Origin of the sequence: Krasilnikovia sp. MM14-A1259 (assembly GCF_047159535.1) — a bacterium.
GTDB lineage: Bacteria > Actinomycetota > Actinomycetes > Mycobacteriales > Micromonosporaceae > Actinoplanes.
Map to the genome: position 1 here is coordinate 4,319,035 of NZ_BAAGAJ010000002.1, position 24,952 is coordinate 4,343,986.

The 24,952-nt window shown below is 73.0% G+C and carries 20 protein-coding genes; 8 read left to right on the top strand and 12 right to left on the bottom strand.

Annotated elements, in window-relative coordinates; all coding sequences use genetic code 11:
- Window positions 1-7 precede the first annotated feature (7 nt).
- Window positions 8-1,129 carry a M23 family metallopeptidase gene (locus tag ACMCNK_RS19525; RefSeq protein ID WP_412737835.1) on the top strand — a complete coding sequence of 374 codons (1,122 nt, stop codon included), beginning with the start codon at window positions 8-10 and terminating at the stop codon, window positions 1,127-1,129.
- Complete coding sequence (locus ACMCNK_RS19530) at window positions 1,126-1,734, top strand: hypothetical protein (RefSeq protein WP_412737836.1); 609 nt, start codon at window positions 1,126-1,128, stop codon at window positions 1,732-1,734. Before ACMCNK_RS19525 ends, ACMCNK_RS19530 begins: the two co-directional genes overlap by 4 nt.
- 3 nt (window positions 1,735-1,737) lie before the next feature.
- On the opposite strand, the gene ACMCNK_RS19535 is transcribed toward ACMCNK_RS19530, so the two are convergent.
- Window positions 1,738-2,262, bottom strand: coding sequence for a hypothetical protein (locus ACMCNK_RS19535; protein ID WP_412737837.1), 525 nt, complete (start codon window positions 2,260-2,262; stop codon window positions 1,738-1,740).
- A 149-nt stretch (window positions 2,263-2,411) separates the two neighbouring features.
- On the opposite strand from ACMCNK_RS19535, the gene ACMCNK_RS19540 reads away from it, so the two are divergent.
- From ACMCNK_RS19540 to ACMCNK_RS19550, 3 genes are read left to right on the top strand one after another with little or no spacing between them, the layout of a single operon-like run.
- The gene (locus ACMCNK_RS19540; RefSeq protein ID WP_412740920.1) at window positions 2,412-5,012 is read left to right on the top strand and encodes an FtsK/SpoIIIE domain-containing protein; all 2,601 of its coding nucleotides are present in this window, start codon (window positions 2,412-2,414) and stop codon (window positions 5,010-5,012) included.
- Entirely contained in the window at window positions 5,009-5,653 is a 645-nt protein-coding gene (locus ACMCNK_RS19545) for a hypothetical protein (RefSeq protein WP_412737838.1), read from the top strand. Before ACMCNK_RS19540 ends, ACMCNK_RS19545 begins: the two co-directional genes overlap by 4 nt.
- Window positions 5,654-5,662: 9 nt before the next feature.
- Window positions 5,663-5,923, top strand: a complete 261-nt coding sequence (locus tag ACMCNK_RS19550) for a hypothetical protein (RefSeq protein ID WP_412737839.1) — start codon at window positions 5,663-5,665, stop codon at window positions 5,921-5,923.
- Between the two features lie 3 nt (window positions 5,924-5,926).
- Here the strand turns inward: ACMCNK_RS19550 and folE are convergent, their stop codons facing one another.
- The 6 genes from folE to dacB all read right to left on the bottom strand — a co-directional run bounded on the left by folE (window position 5,927) and on the right by dacB (window position 13,137).
- Window positions 5,927-6,601, bottom strand: coding sequence for a GTP cyclohydrolase I FolE (gene folE, locus ACMCNK_RS19555; RefSeq protein WP_412740921.1), 675 nt, complete (start codon window positions 6,599-6,601; stop codon window positions 5,927-5,929).
- Entirely contained in the window at window positions 6,601-8,625 is a 2,025-nt protein-coding gene (ftsH, locus tag ACMCNK_RS19560) for an ATP-dependent zinc metalloprotease FtsH (RefSeq protein WP_412737840.1), read from the bottom strand. The genes folE and ftsH overlap by 1 nt, the downstream gene beginning before the upstream one ends.
- A gap of 273 nt (window positions 8,626-8,898) precedes the next feature.
- Window positions 8,899-9,474, bottom strand: coding sequence for a hypoxanthine phosphoribosyltransferase (gene hpt, locus ACMCNK_RS19565; protein WP_412737841.1), 576 nt, complete (start codon window positions 9,472-9,474; stop codon window positions 8,899-8,901).
- A 127-nt stretch (window positions 9,475-9,601) separates the two neighbouring features.
- A complete protein-coding gene (tilS, locus tag ACMCNK_RS19570; protein ID WP_412737842.1) occupies window positions 9,602-10,582 on the bottom strand; it encodes a tRNA lysidine(34) synthetase TilS in 981 nt (326 codons plus the stop codon).
- Between the two features lie 7 nt (window positions 10,583-10,589).
- Window positions 10,590-11,657: a zinc-dependent metalloprotease gene (locus tag ACMCNK_RS19575; protein ID WP_412737843.1), complete on the bottom strand. Its 1,068-nt coding sequence runs from the start codon at window positions 11,655-11,657 to the stop codon at window positions 10,590-10,592.
- Between the two features lie 55 nt (window positions 11,658-11,712).
- The gene (gene dacB / locus ACMCNK_RS19580) at window positions 11,713-13,137 is read right to left on the bottom strand and encodes a D-alanyl-D-alanine carboxypeptidase/D-alanyl-D-alanine-endopeptidase (RefSeq protein ID WP_412737844.1); all 1,425 of its coding nucleotides are present in this window, start codon (window positions 13,135-13,137) and stop codon (window positions 11,713-11,715) included.
- Between the two features lie 722 nt (window positions 13,138-13,859).
- Between dacB and ACMCNK_RS19585 the strand changes: the two genes are divergently transcribed.
- A complete protein-coding gene (locus ACMCNK_RS19585; RefSeq protein ID WP_412737845.1) occupies window positions 13,860-14,366 on the top strand; it encodes an inorganic diphosphatase in 507 nt (168 codons plus the stop codon).
- 21 nt (window positions 14,367-14,387) lie between these two features.
- On the opposite strand, the gene eccD is transcribed toward ACMCNK_RS19585, so the two are convergent.
- A complete protein-coding gene (gene eccD / locus ACMCNK_RS19590) occupies window positions 14,388-15,815 on the bottom strand; it encodes a type VII secretion integral membrane protein EccD (protein WP_412737846.1) in 1,428 nt (475 codons plus the stop codon).
- Between the two features lie 117 nt (window positions 15,816-15,932).
- Between eccD and eccCa the strand changes: the two genes are divergently transcribed.
- Both eccCa and mycP read left to right on the top strand, forming a co-directional pair.
- The gene (gene eccCa, locus ACMCNK_RS19595) at window positions 15,933-19,898 is read left to right on the top strand and encodes a type VII secretion protein EccCa (protein WP_412737847.1); all 3,966 of its coding nucleotides are present in this window, start codon (window positions 15,933-15,935) and stop codon (window positions 19,896-19,898) included.
- 277 nt (window positions 19,899-20,175) lie between these two features.
- Window positions 20,176-21,459, top strand: coding sequence for a type VII secretion-associated serine protease mycosin (gene mycP / locus ACMCNK_RS19600; RefSeq protein ID WP_412737848.1), 1,284 nt, complete (start codon window positions 20,176-20,178; stop codon window positions 21,457-21,459).
- A 116-nt stretch (window positions 21,460-21,575) separates the two neighbouring features.
- On the opposite strand, the gene ACMCNK_RS19605 is transcribed toward mycP, so the two are convergent.
- From ACMCNK_RS19605 to nth, 4 genes are read right to left on the bottom strand one after another with little or no spacing between them, the layout of a single operon-like run.
- Complete coding sequence (locus ACMCNK_RS19605) at window positions 21,576-22,754, bottom strand: MarP family serine protease (RefSeq protein ID WP_412737849.1); 1,179 nt, start codon at window positions 22,752-22,754, stop codon at window positions 21,576-21,578.
- A 31-nt stretch (window positions 22,755-22,785) separates the two neighbouring features.
- Window positions 22,786-23,496 (bottom strand): NUDIX hydrolase, encoded by a 711-nt coding sequence (locus tag ACMCNK_RS19610; RefSeq protein WP_412737850.1) that lies wholly within the window; start codon window positions 23,494-23,496, stop codon window positions 22,786-22,788.
- A complete protein-coding gene (locus tag ACMCNK_RS19615) occupies window positions 23,493-24,110 on the bottom strand; it encodes a TlpA family protein disulfide reductase (RefSeq protein ID WP_412737851.1) in 618 nt (205 codons plus the stop codon). Before ACMCNK_RS19615 ends, ACMCNK_RS19610 begins: the two co-directional genes overlap by 4 nt.
- Window positions 24,107-24,862: an endonuclease III gene (nth, locus tag ACMCNK_RS19620; protein ID WP_412740922.1), complete on the bottom strand. Its 756-nt coding sequence runs from the start codon at window positions 24,860-24,862 to the stop codon at window positions 24,107-24,109. Before nth ends, ACMCNK_RS19615 begins: the two co-directional genes overlap by 4 nt.
- Window positions 24,863-24,952: the final 90 nt, after the last annotated feature.

Genomic DNA, 24,952 nt, shown 5'->3' on the forward strand with positions numbered 1-24,952 from the left:
GGACAGCGTGAGGATCGGCCGGCCACGTGCCGTGGTCCTTCTCGCCGTCCTGGTCACCACATTGACCGTGCTGTGCTGCGGGGGGAGCGTGGTCGCCCTGCTGGTCGGTGCGTTCGACAACGACAAGACCGATCCGCAGTACACCGCGACCGGCTGCGGCGTCGGCGGGGTGGTCGATCCCGACGAGAACATGCCTCGGGTCAGCCACTACGGCCCCACCCAGATCCGCAATGCGGCGATCATCATCAAGGTCGGCTCGAACCTGAAACTGCCGCCCCGCGCCTGGGTCATTGCGGTCGCCACGGCGATGCAGGAATCGAGCCTGACCAACCTCGGCAACCTCGGTGCCCGCAACGACCACGACTCGCTGGGCCTGTTCCAGCAGCGCCCCAGCACCGGTTGGGGCACCCCGTCCCAGGTCATGGATCCGGTGTACGCCTCGACGAAGTTCTACGAGAAGCTGCAGACCATCGACGGCTGGGAGCGGATGCCGCTCACCCGCGCCGCGCAGAAGGTGCAGGTCAGCGCGTATCCCGACGCGTACGCCAAGCACGAGACGTTGGCCACGCGGATCGTCAACCTGCTCGCACACGGCGCGGCGCGGGCGGTCGGGGATTCAGTCAGCATGGTGTGCCTGTCCACGGTGGGGCAGATCGCGGCGTCGGGATGGACCATCCCGGTCCAGGGCGCGGTGGTGGGCTCCGGCTTCCGGACCAGGGACCGGCCGACCCACCAGGGCGTCGACCTCATCGTCGACCGCTACACCGCAATCCACGCCGCGGCGAGCGGTGTCGTCTCCGTGGTGAAGTGCGACGAGGACCATCAGGGGCGCAGGACCTGCGACGTCGACGGCTACCCTGGCAAGGGAGGCTGCGGCTGGATGGTGGAGATCGTGCATGCCGGTAACGTGATGACCCGCTACTGCCACATGGTCGAGCACCCGGCGGTGCAGGTGGGTCAGCGAGTCGTGGCCGGTCAGCAGATCGGCCGGGTCGGTACGAGTGGGAACTCGTCCGGGCCGCATCTGCACTTCGAGGTGCATCTCAACAACGATCGCCGCAGCGTGGGAGCCGTCAATCCGGTGCCGTTCATGGAGCAGCAGGGCGCGCCGCTGGGTGGTACGGCGTGACCGGCGGCGCCGTGCCCGACCCGTTCACCGGGCAGGCCGACTGGCTGCCGGACCCGCCTCGGCCCCTCGTGGCGACCCCGGCGGCGATGGGCGGTCAACTGCGCGGGCGGCGCGTCATCATCGGTCTGCCGGGGCACGGCTGGCGGCACGACCTGCGTGCCGACGAGAAGGTTGTGCAGGGCAGCCGCACGTACGTTCCGGTCATGCCGGAATCGGAGTGGTATCGCGCGGAGGCTGAGCAGACCGAGGTGTTCGCCCCGCTGGTCCCGATCGAGCGGGTCTGGCTGGAGGAACTCGGCATGGCCGGCATCGGCGCCACCGTCGCTGGTGATGTCGTGTCCCGGTTGGTCTCGCTGGACGAGCCGCCCCGGCGCTGTCCGGTGGCCGCGCTGGATGCGGATGTACTGACCGGCCGCCGTGTCGTGCAGTTGCTGGAGGACGGGGGTGAGCGCCGCGATCTGCGCGCCGTCACCGAACTGCACACCAGCGACGACGGCGACATCTGTGCACGGGTGACGACCGAGCTGGACTGGTACCGGTGGTCGTGGAGCGGTCGCGCCCCGAGCACGATGGAGGTCCCGGTCCACCTGCTCTGGGTGGAGTGATCGTCAGGGAAGCTGGCTTCCACCGCAGACCCGCCAGCCGTCCTGATCTACCATCACGAACCGCCAACGATCGGATGTGCGTTCGCTGCCGTCGGTGATCGTGCGGACGATGTCGGTGGTCACGGTGGTCTGCCCACCGGTGTTCGCGACGGTCAGGCTACGCCAGCTGACCCGGATACCGATCGAGAAGTCCTTCTCTCGGGTCCGCAAGTCCGCCCGAAACGCCTCGATGTTTGAGAAGTCGCCGGACTTGCACATGTACAGGGCGGCTTCCTTGTCGTCGCGGTTCACCAGATAGGCGCGCAGGAAGCTGTCGACGACCGCGTCCGGGGCGCTCCGCTTGATTTCGGTGGCCGAGTCGTACAGCGATACGAACACGCCCACCCCGCCCAGGCAGAGCAGCATCATGATGCCCGCCCCCATGGCCAGCCACAGCCGCAGCCGCCGGTTGCGCGGACGAGGCGGAGCGGCACCGGGCTGGACGGGCGGCACTCCCGCCGGCGTGTCGGGGAGTTCGGGCGGCTGCACGCCTTCGAGCGTAGTGCGTCCGTTCTGCCCGGGTCGGGAGTGGAGCGACGCCCGTACGGAAGAAATGGCCCTGGCACGACGGCGCGGAAGCTGCACCGGCTCCGCAACGGGACCGGCCGCTGGGTCTGGGATACGGTTTGAACGCACAGATGGGGGTGAGGGCGGTGGCGAATTCGGCGACTCGGATAGTTCAGGCCGCTGCCCTGCATCGGCAGGCACGGGCAACCCTGGACGCGGCCGCCGCGGCTCTGGAGGGTCACCCGGACGCCGCCGCGGACCCGCGGGAGCAGCACCGGCTGGCCGAGGAGCTGCGGGCCGCCGCGCAGGAGCTGGCCCCGGGCTGGCTGAGCGCACCGCTGGACGCGCAGGCAGCAACGGCGCCGCTGGGCGGGACGGATCCGCCGCGCTTCGTCCGGGTCGGGGTCGCGCAGCCGCTGGACGACGTGCGCTTTCCGGCGATCGTCCCGCTGCTCGGTACGGGTCATCTCACCGTGGACGCGGATGCCCGGGATGCTCGGGTGGCCGGGTTGTTGCGCAGCGTGCTGCTACGGCTGCTGGCGACCGCGCCGGCGGGTTCCCTGCTGGTCCGGTGCGTGGACGCCTCCGGTGGTGCGGTGTTCGCACCGTTCGCCCCGCTGGCGGATGCGGGGCTGACGGCTCCGCCCGCGACGGACCGCAACGGCCTGCGCGACGTGCTCAGCGAGGCGGAGAAGTGGCTGCGTCCCGCCCGCGGCGGCGCGGTCCGGCGTGGCCGCCGGGACCGGGTCATGCTGCTGGTCGTCGCGTGCCTTCCGGAGCTGACCGAGGGCGGTGAGCTGAACCGGATCGCCGCGCTGGCCCAGCAGGGCCCTGAGTCGGGCCTGCACCTGATCGTCGCGGGCTGGCCCCCGCCCCCGTTGACCGCGGAGACCACGCAGGCACCTCTGCCGCGCACCACGATGGTGTCGGTGCGCAACCCGTACGCGGTGGTGGGTGACCCGCCGGGTGCCACGTTCGGTTCGGTGCCCGAGGCGGTGTGGCTCAACGCGCCGGTGTTCCTGGACGAGGACCCGCCGCCGCATCTGGTGGAGACGGTCTGCCAGGAGCTGGCCGCGCATTCGGCGGCGGCGTCCCAGGTGGTGCTTGCCGATCTGCTGCCCGAGCCGGGCGACGAGTTGTGGACGGGTGATGCCGCCGACGGCCTCGGCACGGTGGTGGGCCACGACGGTGACACACCGGTGACGCTGCGCTTCAACGACCTGACGCCACACTGGATGGTCGGCGGCCGGTCCGGCGCCGGCAAGACCGCGTTCCTCATCAACGTGCTGTACGGTCTCGGCGCCCGGTACGGCCCGGACGAGCTGGCGTTGTACCTGCTCGACTTCAAGGAGGGTGTGTCCTTCGCGGAGTTCGTCCCGACCCGGCGGGACCGCACGTGGCTGCCGCACGCGCGGGCGGTGGGCGTCGAGTCGGACCGCGAGTACGGGCTGGCGGTGCTGCGCGAGCTGGACGCGGAGATGACCCGGCGTTCGGTGGCGTACAAGCGGGCAGGGGTGACCCGCTTCGCGGACTTACGGGCGGTGGCCGCGCAGGAGGGCCGGGGCAGTCCGCTGCCGCGCATCCTGTGTGTGGTCGACGAATTCCAGGTGCTGCTGGCGGGCAACGATCCGATGGCGGGCGAGGCGGTGTCGCTGCTGGAGTCGCTGGCCCGCAAGGGCCGCTCGTACGGCATCCATCTGATCCTGGCCAGCCAGACCGTGCTCGGGGTGGAGGCGCTGTACGCGAAGCGGGATTCCATCTTCGGGCAGTTCCCGGTGCGTATCGCGCTGCCCGGCGGCGGTGACGTGCTGGAGGCCACGAACGACTCGGCGGCCGGGCTGCCGCTGGGTACCGCGGTGGTCAACACGGCCGGCGGGCTGGGCGGTCCGCGCGGCGCGACCCGCGGCCACGAACGGGTGGTGCGTTTCCCGGACCCGCACGCGGACCAGGGTGCGCTGAGCGACCTGCGGCACCGGCTCTGGGGCGCGCGCGACCCGGAGGCACTGCCGCCGCGCATCTTCGCCGGGTACGCCCGCCAGCATCTGGCCGACGATCCGACGTACCGGGCGGCGCTGGCGGGGCGGGCCGGGCGTCCGGCGGCGCTGGTGGGCCGGGTGATCGACGTGCCGTTGTCCAGTGCCGCGTTCCCGCTGGACGGTTCGCCGGGGCGGCATCTGGCGGTGTTCGGCTCGTCCACGGCCGGGGCGGAGGTGCTGGACGCGGCGGCGCGCGGCGTGGCGGCGTTCCACCCTCCGCGCAGTACCCGGTTCGTCATCTCGTCGCTGGTCGCCGAGGGCGACGACCTGGCCCGGGACCTGGCCGAGGAGATCGGGCACCGGCAGGAGGTCGTGGTCGTCGATGCGGCCGGGCTCGCCGCCGAGCTGGACGTGGAGCGGCCCGGTTACCGGGTGGTGTTCGGCATGGACGCGGCCGGCCCGGGTTCGCTGCCCTCGCTGCGCCGCCTTCTGCGCGAGGGGCCGGGCCGCGGAGCACATCTGCTGTCGTGGTGGCGTGGGCTGCGCCGGTTCACCGAGGAGACCGGCGGCAGCGCGGGCCGCGAGGACGTCGCGGGCCTGGTCTTCCTCAACGTGCCGCAGCAGGATGTGACGCTGCTGGTCGGCAGGCCGGTGGACTGGCAGCCGCGGGAGAACCGGGCGCTGCTGCACGACCGGCAGGCGGACCGTTCGGTGACGTTCGTGCCGTTCGCCCGGCCGGAAAGCGACGAGTCGTGAGTGACGAGCAGACCCCTGGCCCGTGGGACGAGTACCTGGCGGCGGCGCAGCGCCTCGATGCGGTGCGCCGGGCCGCCAGCACCGCCGCGGGCAAGCAGGCGGCGACGGTCCAGGCCGCGCAACAGGAGCTTTCCGGGGTACGGGCGCGGATGGCGCCCCAGCACGCGAGGCTTGTCCAGGAACTGGGCGTACCCGAAGTGGATCTGGCGCCGCAGGCGGCGGACCAGGTGCTGGCCGCGCAGGCCGTGGCGGGCGGCCCGGCCGCGGTTCTGGAAGCGCTGCGGCAGGCCCGGGTCACGGCCGATGCCGCGGATGCCGCGCTGCTGGGCCCGGGCCCGCCCGCGCCGTGGCGGCCGTGGGCGCGCAACCTGCTGGTGTACGGCCCGTTCGCCGCGGCCGTGCTGCTGGTGCAGATCGTGTTGTACCTGGTTGCCCCGGCCGGTTCGCTGCCCACGTACGCGCTGTTGTGCGGGCTGAGCATGCCCGTGCTGGCGTTCGGTCTGGGTTGGGTGACGCTCGGTTTCGTGTACGGCGGCGAGGGCCGCAAGGTGGACCGCACTCCGCTGGTGGGTGCGGTGACCTGCCTGACGCCGGTGCTGCTGACCTGCATGGGCGTGGGACTGCTGGCGTTCTTCCGGTGAGGGGTTGTCGTGGCGAGCGTGGATGAGGTCAAGGCGAACGTGGCCGCGTCGGTGGACGGCACGCAGCGCGCGGTGGCGGGGATCCAGCAGGTCGCGGACCAGCTCGACGACGCGCTGGCGTTGTTGCGGCTGACCGCGTTCGGCTCGGTGCACCCGTCGGTGGCCGCCGCGATCGCGCAGCTGGAGCAGGCGCGGACCCGGCTGGACGAGGCAACGACGCTGGCTCAGGCGGCCATGGACAGCGCCGACGCGTATCGCATGATGGTCTGAAGCTCAGCGGGCGTTGATCAGGGCCATCGCTTCGGCACGAACCTTGCCGTCGCTCTGGAACGCGCCGCGGACCGCGGACGTGGTGGTCCGCGATCCGCCCTTGCGGATGCCGCGCATCTCCATGCACAGGTGCTCGCACTCCAGCACGACGATGGCGCCGCGCGGGTTCAGTTTCGCCATCAGCAGGTCGGCGATCTGGGAGGTCAGCCGTTCCTGCACCTGAGGGCGCCGGGCGAACACCTCGACGAGGCGGGCCAGTTTGGACAGCCCTGTGATCCGCCCGTCCTCGCCGGGGATGTAGCCGACGTGCGCCACTCCCTTGAACGGCAGCAGGTGGTGCTCGCAGAGGCTCATCACCTCGATGTCGCGGACCAGCACGAGCTCGTCGTGGTTGGCCTCGAACGTGGTGGTGAGCACCTGCGCCGGGTCGACCCGAAGCCCGGCGAAGAGCTCCGCGTACGCCCGTGCGACACGGGACGGGGTGTGCCGCAGACCGTCACGGTCCGGGTTCTCCCCGACCGCGATGAGGATCTCGCGGACTGCCTTCTCGATGCGCGCCAGGTCGACGACCTGCTCCACCGGAGCACCGGTGAGCTTGCCGTCGACCAGGCGCGCGGCCAGGTAGTCGAGCTCGTCGTCCGAGTCGACCGGCTCTGTCGAGCTGGCGTCGTGGGTGATCAGTGGTTGCCGTCCGTCGTGCTGTTGGCGCTGCCTCCGGCGCTGCCGCCCACGGCGGCCTGACCGTCGGCCTCCGCCTGGGCCTTGAGCTTGTCCCGCTCGGCGGGGGTCAGAACGGGCGGTGCCTCGGAGGGCAGCCGCTTGCCGAAGCCGTTGAACGGGGCCATCGGCGGCCGCTTCGCGACCCGGGCGCAGATCCGGTCCATGTCCTCGCGGGAGATGGTCTCCTTCTCCATCAGCTCGAGGACCATGCTGTCGAGCACGTCGCGGTACTCCACCAGGATCTCCCACGCCTCGTCGTGGGCGAGCTCGATGAGCGCCCGCACCTCGGCGTCGATCTCGGCGGCGATGGCGTCGGAGTAATCCCGCTCGTGACCCATGGTGCGGCCCAGGAACGGCTCGTCGTTGCTCGTGCCGTACTTGACCGCGCCGAGCTTGCTGCTCATGCCGTATTGGGTGACCATGGCCCGGGCCAGGCTGGTGGCCTTCTCGATGTCGTTGCCCGCGCCCGTGGTGGGCTCGTGGAAGACGAGCTCCTCCGCGGCCCGGCCGCCCAGCGCGTACGCCAGGGTGTCGATCATCTCGGCGCGTGTCTGGGTGTACTTGTCCTCGGTCGGCAGGACAAGCGTGTGCCCGAGGGAGCGACCGCGGGGCAGGATGGTCACCTTGTGCACCGGCGCGGAGTGCGGCAGCGCGAACGCGACCAGGGCGTGCCCACCCTCGTGGTACGCGGTGATCTTCTTCTCGTTGTCGCTCATCGCCCGGGTGCGGCGCTCGGGGCCCGCGATGACCCGGTCGATGGCCTCTTCGAGGTAGTCGTTCGTGATGGCCCGCTTCTCGTTACGCGCGGTGAGCAGCGCCGCCTCGTTGACGACGTTGGCCAGGTCGGCGCCGGAGAAGCCGGGGGTACGCCGGGCCACCGCGTCGAGGTCGACGTCCGGCGTGAACGGCTTGCCCTTGGCGTGCACCCGAAGGATGGCGCGGCGCCCTTCCATGTCCGGCGTGTCGACCGGGATCTGCCGGTCGAAGCGGCCGGGGCGCAGCAGCGCCGGGTCGAGGATGTCGGGCCGGTTCGTGGCCGCGATCAGGATGACCCCGCCCTTGGTGTCGAAGCCGTCCATCTCGACGAGGAGCTGGTTGAGGGTCTGCTCGCGCTCGTCGTGGCCGCCGCCCATGCCGGCGCCGCGGTGCCGGCCGACCGCGTCGATCTCGTCGACGAAGACGATGGCCGGGGCGTTCGCCTTGGCCTGCTCGAACAGGTCGCGGACCCGGCTGGCGCCGACGCCGACGAACATCTCGACGAAGTCCGACCCGGAGATCGAATAGAACGGCACGCCGGCCTCACCGGCGACCGCGCGGGCGAGCAGCGTCTTGCCCGTACCGGGCTGGCCGAACAGCAGCACGCCCTTGGGGATCTTGGCGCCGAGGGCCTGATACTTGGCCGGGTTCTGCAGGAAGTCCTTGATCTCGTGCAGCTCCTCGACCGCCTCGTCGGCGCCCGCCACGTCGGCGAACGTCGTCTTCGGAGTGTCCTTGGTGATCATCTTCGCCTTGGACTTGCCGAAGTTGAGCACGCGGGAGCCGCCGCCCTGCATCTGCGACATGAACAGCAGCAGCAGGATCACGAGGATCGCGATGGGCAGCAGATTGACCAGCAGGCTGAGCAGGATGCTGTCGCCGGAGACCTTGGTGTCGTAGGACTCGGTCACCCGCCCGGCCGCCTTGGCCTCCTGGACCTCGGTCCAGACGTCACTGGCTACCTGGTACGGGTACTGAGTCTCGATCTTGCTCGTGGTCTTGTCGTCGAACCGTTCCGGCGCCGCGAGCTCGAGCTGGAGCGTCTGCTCCTTGTCCTTGATCACAGCCTTCTTGATGCCGGGCTGGTTGAGCCGGTCGAGCGCGACCGAGGTATCGACCCGCTGGTAGCTGGGGCCACTGGTGAAGAATGAGCTCAGCGCGATCGCACCGATGATCACCAGAATGATCCAGACCACCGGGCGGCGGAAGAAACGCGTACGTTCCATGCTGTTGTCGGGCGGCAACCGCCCGGACCCTCCTGTATCGGCGTCCTGATCACCTGGGTTTGTCGTCCCTCCGGCGCGCGCGGAACCTTGCGCCGTCGGTCACTCGACGGTACACCGTGGGTGCCCGGTACGGCCCCGTGAGCCCGACGGCCGCGGGGCGGCTCGGCGGGGCCCGCTCACGTACCCGATGCGGGGCAACCGTCCCGAACAGGGGCGAAACGGCACGAGCGGAGGGGCGTGCGCCCCGTTCCTGTGAGTCGGCTGGGAGCGCGTTCAGCTACGGGCGTAGACCTCGGGCCGCAGAATCCCCACGTACGGCAGCTCGCGGTAACGCTCGGCGAAGTCGAGGCCGTAGCCGACCACGAACTCGTTCGGGATGTCGAAGCCGACGTAACGCACCGGCACGGACACCTTCACCGCGTCCGGCTTGCGGAACAACGCCACCACCTCGACGCTCGCGGGCGAACGCGACTGGAGGTACTTCATCAGCCAGGACAGCGTCAGCCCGGAGTCGACGATGTCCTCGACCACGATCACGTGCCGTCCGGCGATGTCGCGGTCCAGGTCCTTGAGGATGCGCACCACCCCGGAGGACGTGGTGCCCGAGCCGTACGAGGAGACCGCCATGAACTCCATCTCGGCGGACGGACCGTGCCGGCCCAGCGCCCGGGCGAAGTCGGCCATGAACATGACCGCGCCCTTGAGCACGCAGACCAGCAGGAGGCCGCCCTCGGCGTCGGCATGGTCGGCCGACACCTGCTTGGCCAGCTCGGCGGTCTTCTCGCGGATCTGCTCCTCGGAGATGATCACGCGGTCGATGTCAGCGTGGTACCAGGAGCCCTCAGCCATGGCCCATAGCCTGCCGCATGACGGTGCCGTCCCGGTGCACGGGTCCGGGCCTGACGGCCCGCCGACGACCGTGTATCTCCTGGATCGGACCCGTCTGACCGAAAATCCCTGCGGATCGTGACAACCGTCACACTCGGTCCGGGTCCACCCGGACGAGTAGTCCGGCCCGCCGCAAAACCGCCGCCCCTCCCGGCAGGTGCGTGGCCCCCTGCCCGTGCCACCGCACGACGAGCGCATCGAGCGCGGCCACATGCCGCTGCGACAGAGCCCCACCCGCGGCGCCGAGTTCGCGGGCCCAGGCGTGCAGCACCCGGCCGCGCACCGCCGGGTCCAGCGCGGTCAGTGCCGCCACGGACAGGCCCTGCTCCGTACGGGCCGTGGCCAGCGCCGCGGCCGCCAGGGCGTCCAGCGTGGCGGTGTCCTCGGCGAGCAGGGCCGCCGTCCGGGCCAGGTTGTCCACCACCGCCGGCCCGAGCGCGGCGACCAGCGCCGGCAGCGCCTGGCCCCGGACCCGCGACCGGGCGTACGCCGGGTCGGTGTTGTGCGGGTCGTCCCACGGGCTCAGCCCCAGCGCCGCGCACGCCTTGCGGGTGTCCGCACGCGCGATCGCCAGCAGCGGGCGCACCAGGACGCCGCGGCGTACGGGCATCCCGGCCAGCCCGCGCGGCCCCGCCCCCCGGGCCAGTGCGAGCAGCACCGTCTCCGCCTGGTCGTCGCGGGTGTGCCCGAGCAGCACCGCGGACGCGCCGTGGCGGGCTGCGGCGGCGTCCAGCGCGGCGTACCGGGCGGAGCGGGCCGCGGCCTCCGGGCCTCCGGGCCCGGACACCTCGACCGTCGCCACCTCGACCGGGTCGAACCCGGCGGCGCGGGCCCACGCGGCGACGTCGGCGGCGCGGGCGGCCGAACCCTCCTGCAGCCCGTGGTCGACCGTGACGAGCCCGATGGCAAGACCCAGGCGGGGGGCCACGAACCGGGCCGCGGCGGCGAGCGCCAGCGAATCCGCGCCGCCCGAACACGCCACCAGCACCCGGGCGTCACCGGGCAGCCCGGCCAGTGCGGCACGCACCGCCTGCCGCACGGCGGCCACCGGGGCGGGGATGCGCGCCACGGCGCTGTCAGCCGGCCGGCGGCAGCGACCCGGCCGGGCCGTGCACCCGGCTCACCCAGGCGTCCGGGTCGTTCAGCTCGTCCAGGCGGGGCAGCGTCAGCGGGGAACTGAACACCTTGTTGAAGCCGTCCATCCCGACGCGCTCGACCACGCCGTGCACGAACTTGCGGCCCTCGGCGTACTGGCGCATCTTGACCTCGATGCCGAGCAGCCGCCGGATCGCCTTCTCCAACGGGTTGCCGCCCTCGCGGCGGCGGTTGAACTTGGTGCGGATCGACTCGACCGACGGGATCACGTCCGGGCCGACGCCGTCCATCACGAACTCGGCGTGCCCCTCCAGCAGCGTCATCAGCGCGGTCAGCCGGTCCAGCACCGCCTTCTGCGCGGGCGTCTGCACCAGATCCAGCACCGAGGAACGGCTCTGCGGGTCGCGCAGCGCATCCGACAGGGTGGCCACGCCGCGGCGCAGCCGCTCCAGGATGTGCTCGCCGCTCTGCGACGCGTCGACGAACGCCTGCACCTCGCCGAGGAAGTAGCCGCGCATCCACGGGACCGCGGTGAACTGCGTACGGTGGGTGACCTCGTGCAGGCACACCCACAGCCGGAAGTCCCGCGGGTCGGCCTGGATCCGGCGCTCCACCTCGACGATGTTCGGGGCGTTGAGCAGCAGCTGGCCGGGATCGTCGGTGAACACCTCGTACTGGCCCAGGACCCGGCCGGACAGGTACGCCAGCACCGTGCCGGCCTGGACCGCGGTCAGCCGGGAGCCGATCGCGTCCGCCATCGCCCCAGGCGGATTGTCCCCGGTGAGGCGGCTGACCAGCGGGACGATGACCTGCTTGAGACCGGCGAGGTTGACCGCCGCCCAGTCCTTGCGGTCCACCACCCGCACCGGCGGCACATCGACGTGCGGGGTCAGCCCCGTGTACGCCGCGACGTGCTCGGCCGCCTCGTCGGTCAGTGCCCGCAGTTGCGCCACGACCTCGGTGGCCTCCTCGTAGGACACCGCCGGCCCCGACTTCGACAGGGCGCCCGCGGTGGCGGCGGCCAGGTCCCAGTCCACGAACTGCGCCATGCCCACCACCGTACCCGCGCCCGGCCAGCGCGCAGCTCCGGAAGAAACCCGGAGATCAGCAGCCGCAGTCGACCAGCCGGGCGGCGAGCCGGTCCAAGGCCGCCCGGGCCGCATCGTTGTCGGTACTCGTCGCGTCCGCCATGAACGCGAACACCAGCAGCCGCCCGTCCTTGGTCACCAGCTCACCGGCCATCGCGTTGACCCTGCTGAGCGTGCCGGTCTTGGCCCGGACGAGGCCCTTGCCGACAGAGTTCGTGGACGTACCGAAGCGGTCCTGCAACGTGCCGGACCATCCCGCCACCGGCAGGCCGCCGAACATGCTGCTCAGGGCGGGCTGCTTACCGCTGGCGACGAGCGCCAGCAGCTTGGTGAGCAGGGCCGGGCTGATGCCGTTGTTGCGGGACAGGCCGCTGGCGTCGTACAGATCGGCCTCGTCCTTGGGCAGGCCCAGCTCGCCCAGCTTGGCGGTCATCGCCTCGGCCGCGCCCTCGAACGTCGCGGGCTTGCCCGCGGCGAGCGCGACCTGACGGCCCATGGACTCGGCGATGACGTTGTCGCTCTGCTGCAGCATCCAATCCAGGACGTGCACCAGCGGCGGGGACTGCACCGCGCCGAGCTGCGTGCCGGGTACGACCGCCTGCCCGGGCGCGGTCGACGCCCCCGCGGCGGTCTCCGGTGCCTTGCCCTGGGTCACCGCGCCGGACGGTACGCCGAGCTGCGCCGCGAACGCCCGCGCGGCCGACATGGCCGGGTCGCTGTAGCGCGGGTCGGGGGCGCGCTCGTGGTGCACCGGCTGGATCCGGCCCGCGTTGGTCATCAGCGACTGGATCGCGGCGACCTGGCCCTGCGGGGCGATCAGGTCGGAGCTCCAGCCGGTGCCTGTGGTGGGCCCGGAGAACAGCGAGGTGTCCAGCACGACCCGGGTCGGCTTCGTGCCGCCGAGGGCCTTGCGCACCTGGGCGGCGAGCCGGTCGAGGCGGGCGGAGCCGGGGAACTGCTGGACGTCGCCGTTGACCGCCAGCGTGGGGTCGCCGCCGCCGATGATCACCACCTCACCGGGGTGGCTGCCCGCCACCGCGCGCGTGGTCAGCCGGTACGCCGGCCCGCGCGCCGCGAGAACGGTGGCCGCCGTGATCAGCTTGGTGGTGGACGCGGGGGTGGTCGGGGTGTCGGCGTTCTGCTCGAACAGCGCCCGGCCGGTGGCCACGTCCACGACGGAGACGTTCACCCGGGAGCCGAGCGCGGGCGCACCGACCAGCGGCGCGAGCGCGGAACGCACCCCGTCCGCGGAGGGGGCGGCCGCGTCGGAGCCGGCGGCGCGCAGCACCGGAGTGGGGGCCGGGTCGGGCGTGGCCGGTGCCTTCGCCGCCGCGGTCGTGTCGGCCGCCAGCCAGCCGCGCACCGGCCCGGGCTGCCCGACCAGGACGGCCGTCGCGGCGACCGCCAGCAGGAGCACGGTGGCCAGCACCGAGACAAGCACGGTACGCCGGCTCCGCCGCGCCGCGGGCGGGACCGGGCCCGGCGGAGACGCAGGCGGAACCTGGCCCGGCGGGGTCGCAGGCGGAACCTGGCCGGGCGGGGTCGCGGGGAAAACCTGGCCCGGCGGGGTCGCCGGAGGAACCTGGCCGGGCGTCATGGCCGAACCGGCGGGCCGGGTCGGACCGACCGGCGGAACCGCGGCCCGTCCGTTCGTCGCCGTGGGCGGAGCGATCGGTTGCCGCACCTGAGCCGTTCCGGAGGCGGAGGAAACCACGGCCCGTCCGGCCGCGGGAGGCACGCCCGCCCGGCCGTAGGTACCGATCGGAGGAATTCCCCCGGCGTGCGGCGGGTCCTGCTGCTGCTGCCGGGATTGGCCCGGAAAATGCGACGGGGACGGCGAAACCGGTGGCGCGGACGGCACTCCACGCGGCCCGTCCTGCGGTCCACCAGGCGGGATGGCGGTCGGCCCGGCGACGGGCGGCGGGACCGGCACACTGGCCCGGCCGGCCGGTGCGCGCCCCGGACGGGACGGCTCGGCGGCATGGCCGGGCTGTGAATCTTGCCTCCCCACGTGGCCCCCTCCTCGGATACGGCGGCAGACTTAGGGGAGACTACTGTCATCCGGCACACCGTTGCGCGCGGATCCTGTGGGCCTGCATGTCCCCTCCTCCGCCGCCCGGCCCATCGCCGGGGTCCAGCGCGGGACGAACAAGGGAGCACATGATGGATTTCGACGTTTTGGTTGAGATCCCCAAGGGTCAGCGGAACAAATATGAGGTCGACCACAAGACCGGCCGCATCCGGCTGGACCGGACGCTCTTCACCGCGACCCAGTACCCGGCGGATTACGGGTACATCGAGGGCACGCTCGGCCAGGACGGCGACCCCCTGGACGCGCTCGTACTGATCCAGGAGCCCACCTTCCCGGGCTGCCTGGTCCGGGCCCGGGCTATCGGCATGTACCGGATGAGCGACGAGCACGGGCGCGACGACAAGGTCCTGTGCGTGCCGTTCGAAGACCCGCGCCAGGAGCACCTGCGCGACATCCACCACCTGGGTGAGTTCGACCGGATGGAGATCCAGCACTTCTTCACGGTCTACAAGGACCTGGAGCCGGGCAAGTCCGTCGAGGGCGCCACCTGGGTGGGCCGGGTCGAGGCCGAGGAGGAGATCCGCGCGTCGTTCAAGCGCGCCGCCGCCTCGGAGCACCACGACGACACCGAGGAGTGAGCGGGATCCGGCGGGGCCGGCCTACAGGCTGATGTCCCCCACCAGGTCGTAGAGACCGAGCACGGCGCACGCCACCGGGATCACGGACACCACCACGAGGGTGTCCAGCAGATCGGCGGCGCGTCCCAGATACGGCGATGGTGGCCGGCGCGAGTACGTCGCGCCGGCCACCATCGTGAGCAGCGCAAGCAGGAACGCCGCCCCGCTGACCGCCAGCAGCACCCCTGTCGGCGCGCCGGACAGCAGGTCCACCCCGAGCGCCGCCACCCCGCACAGCCCTCCCGCCACCAGCGGCACCCGCTGGCGCAGCGTGACGAACAGCCGCGAACGCAGCAACAGAGCCGCAGCCCCGACCGCGACCAGCAGCCGCGCCGACCCTGCGCCACCGGCCACCAGCACGATGAACGCCCCGGCCGCCAGCACCGCGTGGCCCAGCAGCATCCCCGCGAGCAGTTCCTCGGTCCGGGTCACCGCAGCGAAAACGATCGCCCGCCCCGGCCGCTCCCGCGACGCGTCCAGAACACCCGCCGAATCCGCGTCGGCCGCCGCTGCCCCGGACGGCAGCGTCACCGGCGGCAACGGAACCTTCCCGAACCGGATCGCCAGCAGCGGGAACGCGCCGATCCCGCACACCAGGACGGACAGCAGCACCGCGGCCGCCCCCGCCGCGGAGGTGAACAGGCCCATCACGGCCGTCAGCGCCGCCAGCAGGCCGACCGTGCCGCCCGCGGTGAACAGCGAACGCGCCGCGGCCACCCCGACGCCGCCGACGACCGCCGCCAACAACAGCGCGGTCGCACCGGCCAGCAGCTCGGGGCCGCCGAGCCAGGGCAGTACGCCGAGCACCCCGACCCGGTCGCCGGCGTCCGGCGCCACCAGGATCGCGCCGCCGGCGAACGCGTACGGCAGGGCGCAGGCGCCCAGTACCGCCCCGGCCTGCGCGTCCCCGTACGCCCGGGAGGCGGTCACCCCGGCCAGCAGGAGAAGCACCGCGCCGCCCACCCCGACGTACGCCGCACCGGGCCACCCCGGACCCGCCGACGGCACCGCCGTCAGGGCCAGCGCCAGCAGTACGCCGCCACCAGCCAGGGCCGCGCCCCGGGTGGCGGCCGGTGACCAGACCGTGCCGCGGCGCCGTGCACTGTCGGCGATCGCCTCGACGACGTCGTCGTACTCCAGTTCCGGCCACTGCTCGCGGGCGGGCACGAGGTGCAGCACCTCGCCGTCGCGTACGCCCTGCGGGTACAGGCCCTCGGCGGTGGCCAGTGCCTGCCCGTCGGTACGCCGCAGCAGCCAGCCGCCGTGCTGCTCCCCGTCGTCGGCCAGTCCTTCCCCGGCGTGCCGCAGGACCTCGGGCAGCAGCTCGGCCAGCGGGACGTGCTCGGGCAGCGCGACATCCACCCGGCGCTGGGGCGCACTGATCGTGACTCGCGCCAGACCGACCGTCATGTTTCTGTCCAATCGAGACTGTCGAGGGCTGCGGAACGGACCGCACTTTTCCTACCATGGGCCGATCGCGGCAACCGGCGACCGGCCGCGGACGGGCCGAGGGGACTGCTTCCACCGATGAGTACGGTGCTGATCAAACGGAGCGCCCGGCGTGCGGCCCCGGAGATCCCGGCGGGTGAGATCGCCGTCGACGCGCCGCCGGAGATCCCGCAGACCACCGGCGCCCGCTGGCAGCAGTCCATGATGGCCCTGCCGATGCTGGGCGGCTCGGTCGCGATGGCACTGATGATGGGCCGCGGCAGCGGTGGCGCGTTCTCCTATGTGGTCGGCGGGCTGTTCGGCGTCTCGTCGGTGGCGATGCTGGCCACCTCGTTCGGTGCCGGCGGGTCGCCGAAGAAGGCGGAGATGATGGCGGCCCGCCGCGAGTACCTGCGGCATCTGTCCGGGGTGCGCCGCCGCGCCCGGGAGACGGCCGCCCGGCAGCGGGCGGGCCTGTACTACCGGCATCCCGATCCGGCCCGGCTGTGGTCCACGGTGGCCAGTCACCGGTTGTGGGAACGACGCCCGGCCGATCCGGACTTCGGCGTGGTCCGGCTCGCGGTCGGTCCGCAGACCCTGGCCACTCCACTGGTCCCGCCGGTCACCCGCCCGCTGGAGGACCTGGAGCCGATGACAGCGGGCGCGCTGCGCCGGTTTCTCGACGCGTACTCGGTGGTGCCGGACCTGCCGGTCGCGGTGTCGCTGCGCGGCTTCGCGCGGGTCTTCCTGCGGGGTCACGGCCCGGGCGCGGAGGCGGACACCCGTGCCGTGACCCGCGCGGTGCTCATCCAGCTCGCGACGTTCCACGCCCCGAACGACCTGATCGTCGCGGTGTGCGCCGGGCCGCACCGCCGGGCGGCCTGGGAGTGGGTGAAGTGGCTGCCGCACAGCCTGCACCCGGCCCGGTCGGACGCGCTCGGCCCGATCCGGCTGGTCACGGGCTCCGGGCCCGAGCTGGAGACGATGCTGGCGGACGTGCTCGGCAGCCGTCCCCGGTTCGACCCGTCCGGCGGCAGCGCTGCCTTCCCGCACGTGGTGATCGTGCTGGACGGCGCCGACCTCAAGGGCGCCGCCGGGCTCGACGACGGCACCGACGGCGTGACCGTGCTCGACCTGGATCGGCAGCCGCCCCGGCGGCTGGACCGCTCGCAGCTGGTGCTGGAGGTCCGCACGGCCGCCGGGGCCCGGCCCGAACTGCACACGTACGCGATGGACACGGCCGCCGACGTCGGCACCCCGGACGGCCTGACCGAGGAGCAGGCGGAGGCGGTGGCCCGGCGGCTGGCACCGCTGCGGCTCGCAGCGGTCGCGAAGTCCCCCGACGCCCCGCCGGCCGCCGGGACGGGCCTGGCCGACCTGCTCGGCATCGGCGACCCGGTGGCGTTCGGCGTGGCGCAGGGCTGGCGGCCCCGGCCCCACCGGGACCGGCTGCGGGTGCCGATCGGGACGGGCGCCGACGGCAGCCCGGTGGAGCTGGACCTCAAGGAGTCCGCCCAGGACGGCATGGGCCCGCACGGCCTGCTCATCGGGGCGACCGGCTCCGGCAAGAGCGAGCTTCTGCGTACGCTCGTGCTGGCGCTGGCCGCGACGCATTCGTCCGAGTCGCTGAACTTCGTCCTGGTCGATTTCAAGGGCGGTGCGACGTTCGCCTCGCTGGACCGGCTGCCGCATACCGCCGCGGTCATCACGAACCTCGCCGACGAACTGCCGCTGGTCGACCGCATGGTCGACGCGATCGACGGGGAGCTGGTCCGGCGCCAGGAGCTGCTGCGCAAGGCGGGAAACTACTCCGGGGTGCGCGACTACGAGACGGCCCGCGCCGGTGGGGCCGCCCTGCCGCCGCTCCCGTCGCTGCTCGTGGTGTGCGACGAGTTCTCCGAGCTGCTGTCGGCCAAGCCGGACTTCATTGACCTTTTCGTCCAGATCGGACGGCTGGGCCGCTCGCTCGGCGTGCACCTGCTGCTGGCCAGCCAGCGCCTGGAGGAGGGGCGGCTGCGCGGGCTGGACACCCACCTGTCGTACCGGATCGGCCTGCGCACGTTCTCGGCGTTGGAGTCGCGGGCGGTCCTCGGTGTGCCGGACGCGTACGAGCTGCCCCGCTCTCCCGGGCACGGCTATCTGAAGTTCGGCACCGATCCGCTGGTGCGGTTCCGGGCCGCGTACGCCTCCGCGGTGGTGCGCGCGACGCCGCCGGGCGGTGCGGGTGATACCGGGGACGGCAGCGCGCCGCGGGTGCTGCCGTACTCGACGCGGTTCGTGCCTGCGCCCCCGCGCGCCGCCGCGCCCCCGCCCGACACGGCAGCGCAGGCCGGTGCGAGCCTGCTCGACATCATGGTGGACCGCCTCCACGGGCAGGGGCCGCCCGCGCATCAGGTGTGGCTGCCCCCGCTGCACCAGCCGGCCGCGCTGGACGAACTGCTGGGCCCGGTCGCCGCCGATCCGGTGCGCGGGCTGGCGTTCCCGAATCCGGAGCTGCACGGCGCGCTGCGGGTCCCGATCGCGCTCGTCGACAAGCCGCGCGAGCAGATCCGCGACGTCATGTGGCTGTCGCTGGCCGGAGCGGCGGGGCACGTCGCGGTGGTGGGCGGCACGCTGAGCGGGAAGTCCACCGCGCTGCGCGCCCTGATCTGCGGGCTCGCGCTGACTCACACCCCGGCCGAGGTGCAGGTGTACTGCCTGGACTTCGGCGGCGGCGCGCTGGGCACGCTGCGGGACCTGCCACATGTCGGCGGGGTGTTCGGGCGGGTGGACGCGGCCGGGGTGCGCCGCACCGTCGGGGAGATGCTGGCCCTGCTCACCGAACGGGAACGCCGCTTCGCCGAGCTCGGCATCGACTCGATGGCCTCGTACCGGCGGCGACGGGCGAACGCACCGGGCGGGGACGACGACGCGTTCGGGGACGTGTTCCTGGTCGTGGACGGCTGGGCGACACTGCGCAAGGAGTACGAGGAGCAGGAACCGGCCATCACGGACATGGCGACCCGCGGCCTGTCGTACGGCATCCACGTGGTGGCCGCCTCGTCGCGCTGGATGGACTTCCGCCCGCCGATCCGTGACCTGTTCGGCTCCCGGCTGGAGCTGCGCCTCGGCGACCCGACCGACTCGATGGTCAACCGGCGGGCCGCGGCCGGGGTCCCCGAGCGGCCGGGCCGGGGCATCGTGGAGCACCCCACAGACCGGACCAAGGGCCTGCATCTGCTGACCGTGCGCCCCGAGGTGAGCACGCTGGGCGACACCGGGGCACTGGTGAAGGCGATCGCCGCGAACTGGCCCGGGCCGGCGGCCCCGCGCGTGCGGCTGCTGCCGGCCACCCTGCCGTACGCCGAACTGGACCTGAGCCGCAGCTCCGGGCTGCGGCTGCCGATCGGGGTCGCCGAGGCCGACCTGCGGCCCGTCGAACTCGACTTCGCGACCGACCCGCATTTCCTGCTGTTCGGTGACGCCGAGTGCGGCAAGTCGTCGTTCCTGCGCGCCCTGGCCACGTCGGTGACGCAGCGGTTCACCCCGGAGCAGGCCCGCATCATCCTGGTCGACTACCGGCGCAGCCTGATGGACCTGCCGGAGACCGACCATCGCATCGGGTACGGCATCCAGGCGCCGCAGACGCAGGACCTGATGGAGTCCGTCGCCGGGTACATGGCCAAGCGCCTGCCTGGCCCCGAGGTGCAGGCCGAGCAGTTGCGGGACCGCTCGTGGTGGCAGGGTCCGGAGCTGTTCGTGCTGGTCGACGACTACGACCTGGTGGCGGCCGGGCAGGCCAACCCGCTGGCGCCGCTGCTCGACTACCTTCCGCAGGCCCGCGACGTCGGACTGCACCTGGTCGTCACCCGCCGCGCGGGCGGCGCCGGCCGGGCGCTGTACGAGCCGGTCATCCAGCGGCTGCGGGAGCTGTCCTCGCCGGGCCTGGTGATGTCCGGACCGGCGGACGAGGGGGCGCTGCTCGGCACGGTCGCGCCCAGCACGCTGCCGCCGGGCCGGGGGCACCTGCTGACCAGGCGCGAAGGGGTGCGCCTGATCCAGCTCGCGCACCTGCCGCCGCCCTGATCCGGCCGCCCGGCCGGGCCTCCCGCCGGCGTCCCGCGCACTGATCCGGCCGCTGCGCCGGGAGGCCCGGCGCGAAATGCATGGACGGACCCCCGCGACAAGACGCTGAATCGGAGTAATCTCCCTGCATCGACCGTCCATTTCCAGAATGGCGACGCCGACCTGTGAGCGTTTCGACTTCGCGATTGGGTGCGTCCCGCCGATCCCGGCGCGACGCGGTAGAGCCGCACCCCAGCGGCCTTCTTCTGTGCCCGCGCTCCGCCGGGGGTGCCCTTTGGTGACCGGCCGGCGGCTGCCCCGGCGTCTCGCCGCCGCAGTCCTGGCCGGGCTCGTCACCGCGGGCACCTGCGCGGCTCCGGCCTGGGCGGCGCCCACGTGGACCGCCCCGCTGGCCGAGCCGGCCCACCTGGTGGAGATGCCCGCGCCGTGGCACGGCGACTCGGTCCGGGCGGAGCAGTGGCATCTCAAGACGCTGAACGTGGCCGGCGCGTGGACGTACTCCTCCGGGCAGGGGGTGACGGTCGCGGTCATCGACTCGGGAGTGGATGCCCGGCACGTGGATCTGGCGGGCCAGGTGCTGCCCGGCCTGGACCTGGTCGACCCGCGCGGTGACGGCGACACGGACCTGGTCGGCCACGGCACCACGGTCTCGGCCATCATCGCGGGCCACGACGACGCCGACGGGGTCGTCGGCATTGCGCCGAAGGCGAAGATCCTGCCCGTCCGCGTGCTGGACGAGGAGAACCGGTACGACGACGCGATGATCGTGGCGAAAGGGGTGCGGTGGGCGGTCGACCACGGCGCCCGGGTGATCAACCTCTCGCTCGGCGGCAACGGCAGCAGTGCCGCGCTCGCGGCCGCGCTGGACTACGCGTTCGCCAAGGACGTCGTCGTGGTGGCGTGCACCGGGAACGCCAGCGCCTCACCGTCGAGCGGGGTGTGGTATCCGGCCCGCGAGCCCGGTGTCATCGCGGTCGCCGGTATGGAACGCGGCGGCGACGTGCTGTGGTCCGGCTCCATCACCGGCAAGGAAACCGTGGTGACCGCACCGGCGACCCAGTTGGTCGGCGCGCGGCCGGACGGGTACTGGCGGGTGCAGGGCACCAGTTTCGCGGCGCCGATGGTGTCCGCGACGGCGGCGCTGATCCGGTCCCGCTGGCCGACGATGTCGGCCCCCGAGGTGATCAACCGGATCATCCGGACCGCGAAGGATCGCGGCGCCCCGGGCCGCGACTCCACGTACGGCTTCGGCATGGTCGACCCGACCGGTGCGCTGACGGCCGACGTGCCGTGGGTGCCGAGCAACCCGCTGGACAACACCCCCGATCCGGGTATCTCCAAGTTCGGCAGCGCGCCCGCTTCCGGGCAGGCCCAGTCGGCGCCGGACGACGGCCCGGGCGTCGCGGGCACCCGCGTGCCGGGCGCGAACGCGGGCGCAGCGATGCCCGAGCAGGCCGCCGCCTCGCATTCGGACCGTGGCTGGTGGGCGGCCGGAGCCCTCTTCCTGATTTCGGTGCTGGCCGGGCTGGTCACGCTCCGCCGCTTCGCGAACGTCACCTGACCCTCGCGAACGTCACCCTCGTCTCGCGAACGTGATGCGGCTTCGCCTCGCTGACGTCACCTGGCCTCGGCTCGCGAACCTTCACCCGGCCTCGGAGCCGGGCATCCCGGGTCAGGTCAGGCGCAGCTTCCGGTCTTGACGGCCCGGGTGCGGTCGAGCCCCAGCCGGGCCGTACCGGCCGCTTCGGCGGCGGTCAGCGCGAAGCCCACGTTCCGGTCGTCGGCCGCGGCGGCGAAGATGACGCCCAGCACCCGGCCGTTCGGCGCGACCAGCGGGCCACCGGAGTTGCCGCTGCGCACCAGCGCACGGATCGTGTAGATCTCCCGGGTCACGTCGCCCGAGTCGTAGATGTCCGGGCCGGTGATCCGGCTGACGTCCCGAACGCGGGCCGACTGCGCGTCGTACGGCCCGTCCAGCGGGAAGCCGAGCACGATGCCGCTGGAGCCGGTGCCGGCCGCCTTGGGCACGAACGGCAGCACCGGCGCGGTCAGTCCGGGCACATGGAGGACCGCGAGGTCTCGCTTCGGGTCGTAGACGACCACGGTGCCGTCGAGCCGCCCACGCGGCGTCTCCACCTGGACGCTGCGGGTGCCGGCGACGACGTGGGCGTTGGTCATGACGCGCTCCGGCGCGTACACGAAGCCTGAGCCCTCGATGCGCCGCGAGCAGCTCGGCGCGGTGCCGAGAACCTTCAGGACGGACCGGCGTGCGTTCGTCACGACCTGTGAGCTCGCCAGCGCCGGGTCGGGCGCGGCGACCTCACGGGCCTCGGTCCGGGCCAGGCCGCCGAAGACGTCCGGGAAGCCGTTGGTGTCCAGGGTTTCGCGCAGCGCCGACGACAGGGCCTGCGCCTGCTCGGGCATCAGTTTGTTGACGCCGCCGAGCAGCGCGCTGCTGCGCACCTCCCGGTTCAGCCACGGCAGCGAGGACGACCCCAGCGGTACGGCGACCAGCCACGCGACCAGCAGCACCGCGACCAGCGACACCACCGCCCCGCCCGCGTCGTCGAGCCGCTGCAGTGGGCGGCTGGAGATGGAGCGCCGCAGCCGGGTGCCGAACCAGCCGGCCAGGGTCTGGCCGAGCACCGCCAGCGCGAAGATGGACACGAGTGAAACCACCACCCGGGTCGCCCCGCTGGCGAACTGGTCCGCGATCAGCGGACCGACCTGCAGCCCGATCAGCGCCCCGCTGAAGAACCCCCCGAAGGACAGGGCGCCCACGACAAAACCCTGCCGGTAGCCGCTGATCGCGAAGACCAGCATCAGCAGGATCAGAATTCCATCGACCACGTGCACCCGCTCAGCGTAGAAGTGGGATTCCAGCCGTTCATGAAACCACCTCGTCGGGCGTTCCGGCCGGCGTGGCCGGCGGCGTCACAGGCAGGTCCACGATCCGTCCGGGCTGCCAGGGGCGGGCCCACCCGGCCATGTCGAGCAGCGCCGAGATGACTCCGGCGGTGAACCCCCAGACCAGCATCCCGCGCGCCTGGAACGCCGGCCCGATCCAGCCGCTCGGGTGCCGGACCCGGATCCGGTTGGTCGGGTCGACCAGCTCGGCGACGGACAGCCGGGCCACGCGGGCCACCTCGTCAGGCTGGCGCGGATGCACCGGATGCGGGGCGTGCCACCACGCCAGCACCGGGGTCACCAGGAACGAGCTGACCGGGATGTACAGCCGTGGCAGCAGCGCCAGCACGGTGGCGCTGGCCGGGTCGAGCCCGACCTCTTCGTTGGCCTCCCGCAGGGCGGTGTGCGCCGGGCCGCGGTCGGCCTGGTCGGCCGCGCCGCCCGGGAACGCGGGCTGCCCGGCATGGTTGCGCATGGTCGCGGCCCGTTGCAGCACGAGCACGTCGGGTGCGTCCGGGCTGTTCTCGCCGAGCAGCACCAGCACCGCGCTGGGTCGGCCGCCGTCGGCGGGCGGCTGGATCGGGGTGAAGTCTTCGGTACGGCTGAGGGCCACGCGCGACAGCAGCGGCTCGAACCAGCCGGGCAGGCCGTCGGGGCGGGCGCCCACCGGGAGTGTGGCGTCGCCGCTCACGAGGTCACCGTCACGCCGGTCCAGTCCCGGACGTGGGCGGTGAGCCGCCCCGGGTCGAGCGGGAGCGGCTCCACATGCGCGTGTCCCTGACCGTCGACGAAGACCGTCACCGGCAACGTGGTGCGGCCCAGCGCGGCGATGAGCTTTTTGTCCCGGTCGTACAGGGTCGGCAGCGTGACCTGCTGGTCCGTCGCGAATCCGGCCGCGGCCTCCCGGTCGTCGCCGGTGTCCACGCCCACGACCGTGAGCCGCCCCGCGGCACGGTCGGCGAGGCGCTGCATGGCCGGCAGCTCCGTACGGCACGGAGCACACCAGGACGCCCACACGTTGACCACCGCGGGCCCCCGCAGTCCGGCCAGACGGACCGGCGCACCGCCGGTGAAGCACGGCAGCTCCAGATCGGGCAGCGTCACGTCACCGGCCGCCGCCGCGGACGGCGCAGCCGCGGGCGCCTCGGCCGACGGCGGGGGCGCGGCCAGCGCCGCGCAGTCCGCGAACGGCGACGGCCCGCTCTGCGGGGCCGGGGAACGCGCCTCGGCCGTGCACGCCGCCAGCACGAGCGCGAGCGGCACGGCCAGCCAGCGCACCCCTCGTGCCGGGCCGCGTGCGGTCACGGCGCCTCCGGCGTCACGATGGCGGCCGCCGGGACCAGCTCGGGGTCCACACCGGCCTGGGCGGCGAGCTCGCGGGCCCGTGGTCCCTTCAGCAGCCGGGCGGCGACCGGGGCGTCGATCGGGCCCGTCCCGTACGACGGGCAGAACGTGGCCAGCGTGCAGGCGCCGCACGCGGGCTTGCGGGCGTGACACACCCGGCGCCCGTGGAAGATGACCCGGTGCGACATCATCGTCCAGTCGCGCTTCTCGATCAGGTCGGCGACCTGAAATTCGATCTTGACCGGGTCTTCTTCGGCGACCCAGCCGAAGCGGTTGACCAGGCGCCGCAGATGGGTGTCGACCGTGATGCCGGGCACATCGAACGCGTTGCCCAGGATGACGTTGGCGGTCTTGCGGCCGATGCCGGGCAGCGCGACCAGCTCGTCGAGGGTCCGCGGCAGGACGCCGCCGTGCCGGTCGATCAGCGCCTCACCCAGCTTGATCAGCGCATCCGACTTGGCCCGGAAGAAGCCGGTCGGCCGCAGCAGCTCCTCCAGGTCCCCCCGGTCGGCGGCGGCGTAGTCGGCCGCGCTGCGGTAGCGGCGGAACAGGATCGGGGTGACCTCGTTGACCCGCACGTCCGTGGTCTGCGCGGAGAGGATGGTGGCGACCGCCAGCTCCAGCGGGGTGGTGAAGTCGAGCTCGCAGTGGGCGTCGGGGTGGGTCTCGGCGAGCAGCCGCGACATCCGCCGGGCTCGGCGCTTGCGCCCGATCGGCGTCTCCCGCGCGAACCGCTTCGCCGACCGGGTAAGAACAGCGGACCCGCTCGGGGCGGGGGCGGCGGGCGGACGAGTCACCGTGCA

Coding starts and splice junctions, on each gene's coding strand:
- ACMCNK_RS19540 (WP_412740920.1), top strand. CDS start 2,412: ATGGGGGTGAGGGCGGTGGCGAATTCGGCGACTCGGATAGTTCAGGCC.
- ftsH (WP_412737840.1), bottom strand. CDS start 8,625: ATGGAACGTACGCGTTTCTTCCGCCGCCCGGTGGTCTGGATCATTCTG.
- hpt (WP_412737841.1), bottom strand. CDS start 9,474: ATGGCTGAGGGCTCCTGGTACCACGCTGACATCGACCGCGTGATCATC.
- ACMCNK_RS19575 (WP_412737843.1), bottom strand. CDS start 11,657: ATGGCGCAGTTCGTGGACTGGGACCTGGCCGCCGCCACCGCGGGCGCC.
- ACMCNK_RS19585 (WP_412737845.1), top strand. CDS start 13,860: ATGGATTTCGACGTTTTGGTTGAGATCCCCAAGGGTCAGCGGAACAAA.
- eccD (WP_412737846.1), bottom strand. CDS start 15,815: ATGACGGTCGGTCTGGCGCGAGTCACGATCAGTGCGCCCCAGCGCCGG.
- eccCa (WP_412737847.1), top strand. CDS start 15,933: ATGAGTACGGTGCTGATCAAACGGAGCGCCCGGCGTGCGGCCCCGGAG.